Below are 13,289 nucleotides of genomic sequence, written 5' to 3'. Positions count from 1 at the left end.
TCCGTTGTGCCCCGGCGACCCCGCCGAGTAGACAGGGAGGAACGTACGAGGAACGTACCCGTACCGCGCCCTCCAGGAGGATTCCCATGCGCGCCAAGGACGGACCGAAGCCGTCGGCCGCGACGGCGGCCGAGGCGGGCGCACGCCGTGACGTCCCCTCCCGCTCCACCACGGTCCCCCCTGCGACCGGGCCTTTCACGGGGGTCGGCGGCATGTCCCCGCAGACCGTCCTCGCCCTCCAGCGCACGATCGGCAACACCGCCGTCTCCCGGATGATCGAGGAGTCCCGGCACCGGCACGGCGCCGGGTGCGGCCACGCACAGAGCCCTGAGGCCGCGCCCGCCCCCGTACAGCGTTCCGCCGTCCACGGCGTTCTGCGCAGCCCCGGGAGCCCCCTCGACGACGACACCCGTGCCGACATGGAGTCCCGGCTCGGCGCCGACTTCTCCGACGTGCGCGTGCACGACGACAGCGCCGCCCGCGCCTCCGCCGCCGAGGTCGGCGCCCGCGCGTACACCTCCGGCCATCACATCGTCATCGGCGACGGCGGCGGCGACCGCCACACCCTCGCGCATGAGCTGACGCACGTCATCCAGCAGCGTCGGGGCCCGGTGTCCGGCACGGACAACGGCTCCGGTCTGCGCGTCTCCGATCCCTCGGACCGCTTCGAGCGGGAGGCCGAGGCGAACGCCCGGCGCGCGCTGTCGGGCGCGGCTCCGGCGGCGCAGGCTGCCGCGCAGCCCGTCCAGCGCGCGACCGGGGGCACGCGGCCCTCCGTTCAGCGGGTGCCGGCGGAACCGGCGGAGACGACGTCTTCGTCCTCCGCGGCGCCCACGCAGGCGGCGGTGGTCCCGGCCGCCCCGATGTTCGGCATCAGGATCAGCAGCGCTGCGGAGGCGAAGGCCAAAGGACTGACGGCCGAGAACACTCTCGTCGTCAACGCGAAGCACTCCGGCGACATGTACCACGTCCGGGCCGCCCTGATCGTCAACCCGGACCTCAGGCTCCTCATGTACGGACTGCTGGACGACTTCGACCCGAAGGCCGACAGAAAGCGGATCACCGAATCCGTGACGAACAGGAGGAAGGCGGAGGAGAAATCCCCGGACAAGGTCGCCGCGTCCACCGCGAGGGCGACTGCGTTCAACCAGATGAAGGCCGCTATCGGAGATGCAGTCGGCACATCCTTCCCTCCTGATCATGATCCTGCCGCCGCCGATGCCGAGGCCCACGTCGCGAAGTGGCGCGAAGAAGAAAAGAAACGCCGGATCAAGGCGGCCATGAAAACCTCGCCCGAGGCCGTCTACAGGGACAACCTCAAAGCGGAGACGGACGCGGAAATCGCCACGGAGATCGCCGCGACCCAGGCCAACCGCCCTGCGGAGAAGCGCGCCGTCGACCGCAAGGCCCAGCACATGTACCAACTCCACAAGGACCTGCCCGACCGGGTCTTCTACACCAAGGAGAGCCCGAGGAACCTCAAGATCGGGCACAGCGGCGAGACCAGATCCACCGACGACTTCAAGGACGGCATGCTGGAGCAGCGGCGCGCCTGGGTCGGTGAAGGGGGTGACGCGGCGGGGATGCAGGACTTCTACCGCGAGTACGCCGCTCCGGACGAGGTCACCAAGCAGGCTTTCGACGCCGCCCACGCGACATCCGACCACCCGCTGAGCAAATTCAGGACAGGCGTCCGGTACGTCATCGTGAACTACCGGGACAGCGGCCACACCGGGGAGGGGAACGCCCCCGCGCTCGACACCGGCCGGGAGGGTCTGACCCAGCTCCAGGACATGATCAGGACGCACCCCGATCTCGGGGGCGCGCAGCCCGTCCTCATCGGCGACATTCCGGGACCGATCCCCGCCGACGGGCCGCACCTGCACAAGTACTGGGCGTGGCCCGGGATGACGGGCCGCCGCTCCGAGCTGGCACTGCTGCACTACCTCAATGAGAAGTTCACCATCGTCGGCGCGGTCGGCATGCGCAGCGGCGTCACCGACCAGTTCACCTTCGCCGGGATCAAGACCCTGTCGATCGACATCTCCCCGAACCAGGCCAGGAACAGGAACGCCGACGGGAAGGACAACGAGACGGACGCGACGAAGTACCCCTCCAAGGGCTGGGAGCGCGGCGGGAAACTGGAAGCGGTCTTCGGTTCGCAGTACGGGCGGGCCTTCCTCGGCCAGGAAAGGGCGAACGACCAGGAGGTCACCGACGGCGCGTGGGCGGGCCCCTTCGGGGAGCAGGACCAAACGATGCTCCGTGACGCGATCGCGCACTTCTTCGCCGAGGAACGCGGCGACGGAGGCACCCTCGCGACAGCCGACAACTTCCGGCACTCCTCCCACCCGCTGGACCCGCGCAGCAGCGCCGAACTCGACAAGAGCGAGCTGCTGGGCGATGAAAAGAAGAAGGTGATCCGCGAGAGGATCGCGGCACTGCGGGAGGCGGAGAAGGAGGACAGGGAGAAGAGGGGTCTGCCGACGACCGCGTAGCCGCCCAGCATCGTTTTCCAAAGCCCTACGTGGGCTCCGTGCAGAGTGGAAAGACGCTCAGCCACTGCGTGGCCCATCCAGGGGGAACGGGAAGACAACTCGGGCCTGTTCCCGCTCGACGGCAGTGGGGCCGTGCCGCTGCCCTGACGAAGACCGGCATGTCCATCGGGACGCCCGCCCGCATGGGCCCCGGGCGTAAGTCCCGCACCACAGCTCATTCTGAAACGAGCACTTTGGCGAGGCGACCGTCAGACCCGCATCTCGAACCAGGTCGTCTTGCCGCGCGGCAGCAGATCCACGCCCCAGCGGTCGGAGAGCTTGTCGACCAGGAAGAGCCCCCGGCCGCTGACGTCCATCGGCTGGACCGGCAGCAGACAGGGCAGCCCCCGCGACGGATCCCGGACCTCCACCCGGATCCAGCCCCTGCGGCGGCGCATCCGCAGCCCGAAGACCCGGGCCCCGGTGTGCCGCACGGCGTTGCCCACCAGTTCCGACACGAGCAGGACGGCGTGCTCGGCGGTCCGTTCGGAGAGCGCCCAGTGGCGCAGCGCCACCCCGTGGGTCAGCCGGCGGGCGGTGGCGGCGGACTCGGGCCGGGACGGCAGGCGGATCTCCTCGTCGGCCGGGTTCCCGTACAACTCCAGGGCCTTGAGCGCCTGCTCGTCCTCCGTGGCGGCCAGCCGCCGGATGGCGACCGCGCCACCGCGCTGCCGTGGTTGCTCCACACCTTCGAGGCCCGCCATGCCCCCCATCATGGACGCAGCCGGCGGATCCCGTGGTCGTTCCCGCGCATTGCCGGGCCGCGGACACCCCCGGACGGGGGTGTCCGCCGGCCACGGCCCGGGGCGCCGACCGTACTTCTGTGCCCATCCTGAGCTGGGCTGACTCCTTGTCAATAGGACTCGGACACCCGTACGACCTCCGGATTCCTTAAGGTTTTCTTAAGGCCCCCTTAAGAACAGACGGGTTCCACGCCGGGTTGACCCGGCGGTGGCGACCGGGTCAACCCATGCCGTATCAGAGGAATTCCGCCTTACCAGGGCCTTCCTCCACGAAGCTCCGCATTCCCCGCTCGCGGTCCTCGGTCGCGAAGAGGCCCGCGAACCAGGTGCGCTCGATCGTCAGACCGGTGTCGATGTCGGTCTCCAGGCCCGCGTCGACGGACTCCTTGGCGGCGCGCAGCGCCAGCGCCGGCCCCTTCGCCAGCCGGGCCGCCCAGGCGTGGGCCTGCGCGTACACCTCGTCGGCGGGGACCACCCGGTCGACCAGGCCGAGCCGCAGCGCCTCCTCGGCGCCGACCTGGCGGCCGGTGAAGATCAGGTCCTTGGCGCGGGAGGGGCCGATCAGCCGGGCCAGCCGCTGGGTGCCGCCGGCGCCGGGGATCAGCCCCAGCAGGATCTCGGGCTGGCCGAGCCTGGCGGTGTCCGCCGCGATCCGGAAGTCGGCGCAGAGCGCCAGCTCGCAACCGCCGCCGAGGGCATAGCCGCTGACCGCCGCGACCACCGGCTTGGGGATCCTGGCGATGGCCGTGAACGCCTCCTGGAGCCCGCGCGAGCGAGCCACCATGCCCGCGTGGTCCATGTCCCGCATCTCCTTGATGTCCGCGCCGGCCGCGAACACCTTCTCCCCGCCGTGGATGATCACCGCCCGGACGTCGTCCCGGCGACTCGCCTCGGCGGCGAGTTCGAACAGCCGGTCCTGCATGGCGATGTTCAGCGCGTTCATCGGGGGACGGTCCAGCCGGAGGGTGCCGACGCCGTCCGAGACCTCGAAGTTCACAGTCGTCATGGAGGGAGGTTAACCGTGGCTAACTGCTGCGGAGGGGCGGTTGTGAGACAGAGCACCGCCCCGCACGCGCCCCGGAGGTTCCGTGCGCACCGGAGTCGAGGGGAGTCGGAGAGGGAGCCGGGCGGCGCGGTGGAACCGGGTCCGGCATCCGTGTGACACGTCGGAGTGAACGCGTAGGACTCCGTACCCCGGCGCCGCTACGCTCGCGCGAGATGACCGATTTCGCCGACGAGGCACGTACCCGGGCCGCCCATCTGCTGAGGATGGCGGCCACCGACGATCCACGGGTGCGTGACCGGCTGATCGCGTACGCCGCCACGACGCCCGACCCGCCGCCGATGGGCGGGCAGGGCATCCAGACCAGCGGCTGTCCCCGGTGCGCGGGGACGATGTGGCTGCAACGCGAGGTGTGGGTGTGCTCCGGCTGCGGTCATATGCGGGACCGCTGACCCGGTGACGCGTTGACCGGTGACCCGCCGACCCGCTGACCCGCTGACCCGCTGACCGGTGACCCGGTGACCCACCTGCTCCCCCACGGGCGCCCGTTGCGGGCTACCGCTTCCACTCCGCCCACGTCATGTTCCAGCCATTGAGCCCGTTCTCCGGCGCGATCACGCCGTCCTGGGAGTTCTTGACCACGACCACATCGCCGAGCAGCGAGTTCTCGTAGAACCAGGCGGCCGGGGAGGTCCGGTCGCCGCCGCCCCGGACATCGCGCAGCCCCACGCTGCCATGGCTGACATTCGTCGTACCGAAGGTCCCGGGCGATGACCAGTAGTCGCCGTGGACGAAGGTGCCGGACGCGGACAGGCGCAGCGCGTGCGGCACGTCCTTGATGTCGTACTCGCCGCCGAAGCCGACGGTCGCCCCGTTCATCCGGGTCACGCGGTGCTTCTCGCCGATGACCATGACGCCGTTGTACGTGGTGGTCGCGGGCGCCCCGGCGGTGACGGCGAGGGTGCGCAGCGGCCGGCCGTCCCGGCGCACCTCCATGGTCTTGACGGCGGCGTCCACGGTGGAGACCTGGGCGCGGCCGACGGTGAAGGAGAACGTCTTTGACTGGGTGCCGTGGACGCCGGGGCGGCCCTGGACCCCGTCGAGGCCGATGCGGACGGTGACCTCGGTGCCGGGCCGCCAGTACCGCTCGGGGCGGAAGTCGAGCCGGTTGTCGCCGAACCAGTGGCCGGCGATCTCCACCGGCGGGTCGGCGGTCACCGTGACGGCCCGTTCGACCGCTTCGGGTTCGGTGATGCCCTGGGTGAAGACGAGGGAGACGGGCATGCCCACACCGACGACGGCACCGCCCTCGGGGGTGTGGTGCGCGATGAACGTGTCGCGCGGTACGAGGGTGGTGAAGCTGGTGTCCTTGGCGGAGACCCGGCCCCGGTCGTCCTCGGCGACGGCGTGCACCCGGTAGCGGGTGGCGGCGGCGAGGTGGGTGAGCGGCAGCCAGGAGCCGCCGTCGGCGGCGATCCGGCCCTCGATCCCGTTGCCCCGGTCGTCCTCGACGGTCACGGTGGTCAGCCGGCCGTCGGACGCGGTGATCCGCAGGGCGTCGCTCGTGGCCACCGCCGTCGATCCGTCCTTGGGGGCGACGGTGACGACGGCCCGGGAGGCCGCGTTGCGCGCGCCGGCGTCGCTCGCCGCTCCGGCCCCGCCGCCGCCCGGCCCGCAGGCCGTCAGCAGCAGCGCCGCCAGCACCAGCGGGGCGCCCAGCCGGCGTGCGGGAGCCCCGCGCCGTCCCCGCACGGCGGCCGTCGTCTCCCGTACCCGGTGCGTCCGCATGTCGTCCCTCCCCCGCGCGGGTCCGGTCACGCCCGCGTGCTTCCAGGGAAGCACAAGGGGGTGAGGGTTCCTTCCCTCACGTGTCACCGTTCGGTACCGGCGGGGGCCGGGCGGGGCGCACCGGCGCACGGGAGGAGGGGGACGGGAGAGGGCGGACGGGAGGAGGTCGGAAGGGGACGGGAGGGGGTCGGCGCCCGGCGTCGCGGCCCCGGACCGGGGGGAACGCGCGTGCGGGGCGGGTGTCAGCGCAGCGCCGAGCCGGCCTTCCAGCGCGCCCAGGACAGGTTCCACCCGCTCAGTCCGTTGTCGGCCTCCACCACCTGGTCCGTGGAGTTGACCACCTCGACCACGTCGCCGATCAGGCTCCGGTCGAAGAACCACCCCGCCGGGGAGTCGCCGCTGCCGCCCTTCTCGTCCCGCAGCCCGATGCAGCCATGGCTGACATTGACCCGTCCGAAAATGTCGACGGGGGCCCAGTAGTTCCCGTGCAGGAAGGTCCCGGACTCGGTCAGCCGGATGGCGTGCGGCACGTCCTTGATGTCGTACTCGCCCTTGCCGTTCTCGTCGGTGAAGCCGACGGTCGCCCCGTTCATGCGGGTCATGTCCTGCATGTCGCTGATGACCATCCGGCCGTTGTACGTGGTCGACTTCGGCTCCCCGGCGGTGATCGGGACGGTCGCCAGCAGGCTGCCGTCCCGGCGTACCTCCATGGTCTTCGCGGCGGCGTCCACGGTGGAGACCTGGCTGCGGCCGACGGTGAACGAGACCGTCTTGTGCTGGATGCCGTAGGCGCCGGGGGCGGCCTCGACGTCACGCAGCCGGATCCGGACGGTGACCTTGGTCCCGGGCTCCCAGTACCGCTGGGGGCGGAAGTCGAGCCGGTCGTCGCCGAACCAGTGGCCCGCGATCTCCACCGGCGGATCGGAGGTCACCGTGACGGCCCGCTCCACGACGGCCCGGTCGGTGATCTTCCGGTTGAATTCAAAGGAAACGATCATCCCGGCACCGGTGACGGCGCGGTTCTCGGGTTTGAAGTAGCCGATGAAGCGGTGGGCGGGGACCTCGGTGGTGAAGGTGGTCTGCCGGGCGGAGCGGCGGCCGTGGCCGTCGAGGGCGACGACGTCCACGCGGTACTTGGCGGCCAGCGAGAGCCGGGTGCCGTCCCGGGGGGTCCAGCGCAGGCCGTCCTCGGAGATCCGGCCGGTGATCCGGCCGGGGGCCCCGCTCTCGATCCGGGTGACCCGCACCCGCTCCAGGCGGCCGCTGGGCAGCCGTACCTCCAGGGGCCCTTCGGGCGGGACGTCCCGCGCCCCGTGGTCGGGGAGGACCCGGATGGACTCCTCGGGGGACCGGTGCTTGCCGCTGAAGTCGAGGGCGGGGCCACGGCAGCCGGCGACGCCGGCGAGCAGCGCCGCCAGGGCCAGGGTGTGGGCGGCGGCCCGCCCCGCGCGTCTCAGTACATTTCTCACGCCTCTCCCAACGACGGTGGGCCGTACCGGGAAACCCCGGGGGCCCTGGGGAATCCCCAAGAAACCGCAAGAAGCAGGGAAATACGACCATCGAGGGCAGAACGGGAGCGGCGCCGGGGCTCGGGCCCATCGGCACCGGGCCCACCGGCACCGACCGCGCCGTCCCGGGCCGCCCCGTGCCAGTCCGTGCAGCCCCGTGCCGTCCCCCACCGCCCCGTGCCGTCGCCCGCCGCCCCGTGCCGTCCCGCCGGAAATTGGGATGAGCCGCGGAGGCCAAAAACGTAGGGTCGCCCCTGATGTCCACTACACCTATAGCCACCGGGAAACCGGCCTCTGCTTCCAGCGGGAAACCGTCCCCGGAGACCCCGGAGACGGACCCGCCGACCACGGGCGGACCGGCCGGGGAGGGCCCCGCGCGCGGGCGGTCCGCCACGCGCTCCCTGCTGCGGCTCTGGCCCGTCGTCCGACCGGCCCGGACCCGGCTCCTCCTGGCGGCGCTCGTCGCGATCGTCGCCTCCTGCCTGAGCCTGGTGATCCCGCTGGTGCTCAAGTGGATGGTGGACGGCCCGATCGCCGACGGGGAACCGGACGGGATCTGGCTGGGAGCGCTCGTCCTGCTGCTCCTCGGCCTCGCCGAAGCGCTGCTCTTCGGCTTCCGGCGGTGGCTGGTGGCCCGGCCGCTGGCGCGGGTCGAGGCGCGGATGCGGTCCGACCTCTATGCCCATCTCCAGCGGCTGCCGCTCTCCTTCCACGACCGCTGGCCCTCGGGCCAGCTGCTGTCGCGGGGCACCACGGATCTGATGATGGTGCGGATGTTCCTCCAGTTCCCGCTGACGTTCCTGGTCGTGAACATCACCACCATCGTGGCCGGTTTCGTCATCCTGTTCTGGCAGCAGTGGCTGCTGGCGACGGTGCTGCTGCTGCCGGTCGTCCCGCTGATCGTGGTGACCTCGTACTACGACGGGCGGTACGCGATCGCCGCGCGGCGGGCGCAGGACCAGGTGGGCGATCTGACGACCGTGGTCGAGGAGAGCGTCCTCGGCATCCGGATCATCAAGGGCTTCGGCCGTCACCGCAGCCAGGCGCGCGCCTTCCACACGCTCTCCGGGGAGCTGCGCGGCACCGAGCTGGTGAAGGCCCGGCTGCTGGCGGCCCTGTGGGCGGCGGTCACGGTCATCCCCGAGCTGGCGGTGGGCTCGGCGCTGGTGCTCGGGACGGTCCAGGTCGCGGACGGGGACCTGTCGGCGGGGACCCTGGTCGCCTTCCTCTCGATCGCGCTGGCGCTGCGCTGGCCGGTGGAGTCGATCGGTTTCCTCCTCGCGATGTGCCAGGAGGCGGCGGCCGCGACCGACCGGTACTTCGAGGTGATGAGCGAGGAGCGGGAGACCGAATCGGGCACGACCGGCCCGGCGGCGCAAGGCCCGGATGCGATCGGCCCGGCGGCGAGCACGAGCCACCCGGGTACGACCGGCCCGGCGGCGAAGGGCTCCGGCGCGGGGCTGCGCTTCGAGGGGGTGGCGTTCCGTCACCCGGACGCGGACCCGGCGGCCCGGCCGGTGCTGGACCACGTCGATCTGGACATCCGCCCCGGCGAGACCATGGCCCTGGTGGGGGCGACGGGCAGCGGGAAGACGACGCTCACCTCCCTCGTACCCCGGCTGCACGAGGTGACGGCCGGGCGGATCACCCTCGACGGCGAGGACATCGCCGCGATGCCCCGGGAGCGGCTGCGTTCCCTGGTGGCGGTGGCGTTCGAGGAACCCACGCTGTTCTCGGCCACCGTGGCCGAGAACGTTCTGATGGGCGCTGCGGACAAGGACACCACCTCGGACGACGCCGGTGAGGGCGCGGCGGCGGACGGGAGGGGCGGGGAGCTGGAACGCGCCCTGGAGGTGGCCCAGGCCGGATTCGTCCACCAGCTGCCCGAGGGGACGCTCACGGAGGTCGGGGAGCAGGGGCTCAGCCTCTCCGGCGGCCAGCGCCAGCGGCTCGCCCTGGCGCGCGCGGTGGTCGGCCGGCCCCGGTTCCTGGTGCTCGACGACCCGCTGTCGGCGCTGGACGTCCATACGGAGGCCCTGGTCGAGGCGGCGCTGCGGCGGGTGCTCGCGGACACGACCGCGCTGGTGGTGGCGCACCGGCCGTCGACCGTGCTGCTCGCGGACCGGGTGGCGCTGCTGTCGGGCGGCCGGATCGCGGCCGTGGGCACCCATCAGGAGCTGCTGCGGACGAACGCGGAGTACGCCTGGCTGATGTCGGGTGCCGAAGGCGCCGAAGCCACGACCGGAGCCACGACCGGAGCCACGACCGGGGCCGAGGACGGCGACGCCGGGACGACCACCGGAGAAGGAAGGACGGCCCGATGACCGCCGCGACCACGTCCGGCACCACCGGCACCACCGGCGGCGCCGAGCACACGGATCCCGAACCACCGCTTCCCCTGGCGTCCGCGCCGGCGGGCCCCGGCGACTCCGGTGACTCCGGCGACCCCTTCGACCGGGACGACCTGCCCACGCCCCCGGGCGCGACCGGCGCCCTGCTGCGTTCGCTGCTCGCCCCGCACCGCGCCCGGGTCGCCCGGCTCGCGGTGCTCCTGCTCTTCCAGCAGTTCGCCGTGCAGGCGGGACCGCTGCTCGTGGCGTACGCGATCGACCGGGGCGTCCCCGCGTTCCGGGACGCGGACTACGGGCCGCTGATCGCCGTCGCCACGGGGTACGGGCTGTGCGCGGTGGGCGCCGGGCTGCTCCAGTACCTGTTCATCACCGTCTCGGGCCGGCTCAGCCAGGACGTCCTGCTCGATCTGCGGGGCAGGATCTTCCGGCACGCGCAGGCCCTCAGCGTCGACTTCCACGAGCGCTACACCTCCGGCCGGCTGATATCGCGCTCCACCACCGATGTGGAGTCGCTGCGGGAGCTGCTGGAGGAGGGGTTGCAGGAACTGATCAACGTCCTGCTGTCCTTCGTCTACATCTCCGCCCTGCTGCTCTGGCTGGACCTGGGGATCGGCGCGCTCGCCATGGCCTCCTTCGTCCCGCTCTATCTGCTGATCCGGATCTACCGGCGGCGGGCGGCGGCCATCTACGGCGCCCGGTCGACGGCGATGGCCGGGGTCATCGTGAAGTTCACGGAGACCCTGAACGGCATCCGCCCGGTGCGGGCGTTCCGCCGGGAGCGCCCCAACGACATCGATTTCCAGGAGCTGAACGCGCGCCACGAGCGCACCAACGGGGACGCCATGCTGGAGGTGGCGATCTATGTCGTCGGCTCCCGGGTGGTGGCCGGCACGGCGCTGGCGGGGATGGTGCTCTGGGGCGCGTGGCGGGTCGCGGACGGGACCCTGGCGCTGGGCGTGCTGGCGGCGGCCGCGCTCTATCTGCGGCGGCTGTACGACCCGATCGACCGGCTCGCGATCTTCCTCAACTCCTTCGAGAGCGCCGCCGCGTCCCTGTCGAAGATCGCGGGACTGCTGGCCCAGACACCGACCGTGCCGGAGGCGGAGCACCCCCGGGAGCTGCCGCCGCGCCGGGGCGACGGGCCGGGCCGCGCGGTGGTCCTCGACGGGGTGAGCTTCGGCTACCGCACGGGCGGCGAGGTGCTGCCCCGGTTCGACCTGACGATCCCGGCCGGGCAGACGGTCGCGGTGGTCGGCTCCACCGGCGCGGGGAAGTCGACGCTCGCCAAGCTGGTGGCGCGGTTCTACGACCCGTCCGGCGGGCGGGTGCTGCTCGACGGGACGGATCTGCGCGAGCTGTCCGTGGCGGAGCTGCGGCGGGGGGTGGTGATGGTCACCCAGGAGTCGTTCCTGTTCTCGGGGACGGTCGCCGAGAACATCGCCGTCGGCCGGCCGGACGCCACGCGCGAGCAGATCGAGGAGGCGGCGCGGGCGATCGGCGCGCACGGGTTCATCAGCGCCCTGCCGGACGGCTACGACACGGACGTCCGCAAGCGCGGTGGCCGGATCTCCGCCGGTCAGCGGCAGCTGGTCGGCTTCGCGCGGGCGCTGCTCGCGGATCCCGCGGTCCTGATCCTGGACGAGGCCACCAGCTCGCTGGACATCCCGGGCGAACGCTCGGTGCAGCGGGCCATGGACACGGTCCTGCACGGGCGGACGGCGGTGGTGATCGCGCACCGGCTCTCCACGGTCGAGGGGGCGGACCGGGTGCTGGTGATGGAGCGGGGCCGGATCGTGGAGGACGGCTCGCCCGCCGAGCTGATCGGCGGCACGGGGCGGTTCGCGGATCTGCACCGGGCGTGGCGGGACAGTCTGGTCTGAGCCGCCGGGCCGCGGGTTCCGCGGTCGCACACTCCTCTGCGTGACGGGCCGGAAGCGGATGCGGTCAGTGACTGCCCGGCAGCAGCCGCTCCAGGTAGAGGTCCAGGGTCTTGGCCGCGATCGCCGGGGGCAGTGCGGTGGGGGCGGTGACCGCGTCGAACATGAGGCCGTCGACCAGGGCGAGCAGCAGCCGGGCGTCCCGAACCGGGTGGAGGACGGGGTGACCGGAGGGTGGGGCGGGGAGGGCGGCGAGTGTCTGCCGCAGCTCTTCGTGGATGGCCGCCAGGGTCGCGTTCTGGATGGCGGCCAGGGTGGGCGAGGTGGTGGCGCGGGCCGCGAAGGCGAGATAGACGCGGCATTCCGCGAGGCGCCGCGCGTCGAGCGGCAGCAGCTGCCGCAGGACGGCGGCCAGCGTCTGCCGGGGCCCCGCCCCGGGCTCCAGGCGGGAGACGCGGGCGCGCGTGCGGTCCACGACCTGGCGGAAGGCGAAGGCGAGCATCTCGTCCTTGGTCGAGAAGTAGTACTGCACCGCCCCGATGGACACCCCCGCGGCCGAGGCGACCTCCCGCACGCTGACCCGGTCGAGCCCGCGATCAGCGGCGATACGGAGCAGAGCATCGGCGAGCTGCGCCTGACGCAATTCACTCATAACGACTACAATACGACTGTATGGGACGTAATCGATTCCATCCGCAGAGAGCATTCGGACTGCTCACCGGCACCACGATCGCGGCCGGCCTGGTATGGATCTGGTGGCTCGTCGACCCCACCGCACCACGGGGCGCCGCACTGCCCGCCGTCCTCACCGCCGCCCTCGCGGCCGATCTCGCCCTGACGCTGGCCAGCGCGCGGTTCAAGCGCGCCCTGGTCACCCCCGTACAGCGATACCTCGTCAACCCGCCCATACGCCTGCTGCTGCGCATCGGGCTGATGCCGCTGGGCTACGCCCTGCTGGAGACCCGCGGACGCGTCAGCGGCCGGCGCCGCGCCACCCCTGTCGGCAACGGCCGGCAGGGAGACACCTTCTGGGTCATCGCCGAACACGGCCGGCGAGCCGGATACGTACGCAACATCCAGAAGGATCCGCAGGTCCGCGTCAGGCTCCGCCAGGGCCGGCACTTCGTCTGGAGAGACGGCACCGCCCAGCTGCTCCCCGACGACGACCCCTACGCGCGGCAGCGGCAGCTCGGCCGCTTCCACCCTCTGCGCGCCCTCAACGCCGTCGTCGTACGCGTCATGGGGACCACCGAAATGATGACCGTCCGCATCGACCTGCACGGCATCTCCCGGCGCGATGCGCAGAGCCCTGACGAACCAGCGGACCGGGCATACGGGACCGCAGCGGCCCGGCACGCGCCTGCCGCATGAACCCGCCCGGCGGCCCCGGCTGTTGAGCGCGGGGAGAGCCCGGCGGGACGCGGCGCGCACGCAGACGCGGAACCTACAGCCGGGCCGGGAGGGGGCCGGGTCGGTGACCAC

At 72.3% G+C, this 13,289-nt stretch carries 10 protein-coding genes; 5 read left to right on the top strand and 5 right to left on the bottom strand.

Annotated features, from left to right (window positions below):
* Positions 1-86 precede the first annotated feature (86 nt).
* Positions 87-2,498: an eCIS core domain-containing protein gene (locus SYYSPA8_RS10840; RefSeq protein ID WP_323446823.1), complete on the top strand. Its 2,412-nt coding sequence runs from the start codon at positions 87-89 to the stop codon at positions 2,496-2,498.
* A gap of 248 nt (positions 2,499-2,746) precedes the next feature.
* Here the strand turns inward: SYYSPA8_RS10840 and SYYSPA8_RS10835 are convergent, their stop codons facing one another.
* Positions 2,747-3,253 carry an ATP-binding protein gene (locus tag SYYSPA8_RS10835; protein ID WP_323446822.1) on the bottom strand — a complete coding sequence of 169 codons (507 nt, stop codon included), beginning with the start codon at positions 3,251-3,253 and terminating at the stop codon, positions 2,747-2,749.
* A gap of 262 nt (positions 3,254-3,515) precedes the next feature.
* A complete protein-coding gene (locus SYYSPA8_RS10830) occupies positions 3,516-4,286 on the bottom strand; it encodes an enoyl-CoA hydratase/isomerase family protein (protein ID WP_323446821.1) in 771 nt (256 codons plus the stop codon).
* 212 nt (positions 4,287-4,498) lie between these two features.
* On the opposite strand from SYYSPA8_RS10830, the gene SYYSPA8_RS10825 reads away from it, so the two are divergent.
* On the top strand, positions 4,499-4,735 hold the full coding sequence (locus SYYSPA8_RS10825) for a hypothetical protein (protein ID WP_323446820.1): 237 nt from the start codon (positions 4,499-4,501) through the stop codon (positions 4,733-4,735).
* A 103-nt stretch (positions 4,736-4,838) separates the two neighbouring features.
* Here the strand turns inward: SYYSPA8_RS10825 and SYYSPA8_RS10820 are convergent, their stop codons facing one another.
* Both SYYSPA8_RS10820 and SYYSPA8_RS10815 read right to left on the bottom strand, forming a co-directional pair.
* Entirely contained in the window at positions 4,839-6,071 is a 1,233-nt protein-coding gene (locus SYYSPA8_RS10820) for a L,D-transpeptidase (RefSeq protein ID WP_323446819.1), read from the bottom strand.
* A gap of 242 nt (positions 6,072-6,313) precedes the next feature.
* On the bottom strand, positions 6,314-7,540 hold the full coding sequence (locus SYYSPA8_RS10815) for a L,D-transpeptidase (RefSeq protein ID WP_323446818.1): 1,227 nt from the start codon (positions 7,538-7,540) through the stop codon (positions 6,314-6,316).
* 296 nt (positions 7,541-7,836) lie between these two features.
* Here SYYSPA8_RS10815 and SYYSPA8_RS10810 point away from each other — a divergent pair, with 296 nt between their 5' ends.
* Together SYYSPA8_RS10810 and SYYSPA8_RS10805 are read left to right on the top strand one after the other, a co-directional pair.
* Positions 7,837-9,903, top strand: a complete 2,067-nt coding sequence (locus tag SYYSPA8_RS10810) for an ABC transporter ATP-binding protein (RefSeq protein WP_323446817.1) — start codon at positions 7,837-7,839, stop codon at positions 9,901-9,903.
* Positions 9,900-11,810, top strand: a complete 1,911-nt coding sequence (locus tag SYYSPA8_RS10805) for an ABC transporter ATP-binding protein (RefSeq protein WP_323446816.1) — start codon at positions 9,900-9,902, stop codon at positions 11,808-11,810. The genes SYYSPA8_RS10810 and SYYSPA8_RS10805 overlap by 4 nt, the downstream gene beginning before the upstream one ends.
* A 64-nt stretch (positions 11,811-11,874) precedes the next feature.
* Here SYYSPA8_RS10805 and SYYSPA8_RS10800 read toward each other — a convergent pair whose 3' ends face one another.
* Positions 11,875-12,459: a TetR/AcrR family transcriptional regulator gene (locus SYYSPA8_RS10800; RefSeq protein ID WP_323446815.1), complete on the bottom strand. Its 585-nt coding sequence runs from the start codon at positions 12,457-12,459 to the stop codon at positions 11,875-11,877.
* Between the two features lie 20 nt (positions 12,460-12,479).
* Here SYYSPA8_RS10800 and SYYSPA8_RS10795 point away from each other — a divergent pair, with 20 nt between their 5' ends.
* Entirely contained in the window at positions 12,480-13,178 is a 699-nt protein-coding gene (locus SYYSPA8_RS10795) for a nitroreductase/quinone reductase family protein (RefSeq protein WP_407705961.1), read from the top strand.
* The last annotated feature ends 111 nt before the right edge of the window (positions 13,179-13,289 follow it).

It is taken from the genome of Streptomyces yaizuensis (assembly GCF_034961445.1).
GTDB lineage: Bacteria > Actinomycetota > Actinomycetes > Streptomycetales > Streptomycetaceae > Streptomyces > Streptomyces yaizuensis.
This window is presented reverse-complemented; position numbering and strand designations above follow the sequence as displayed.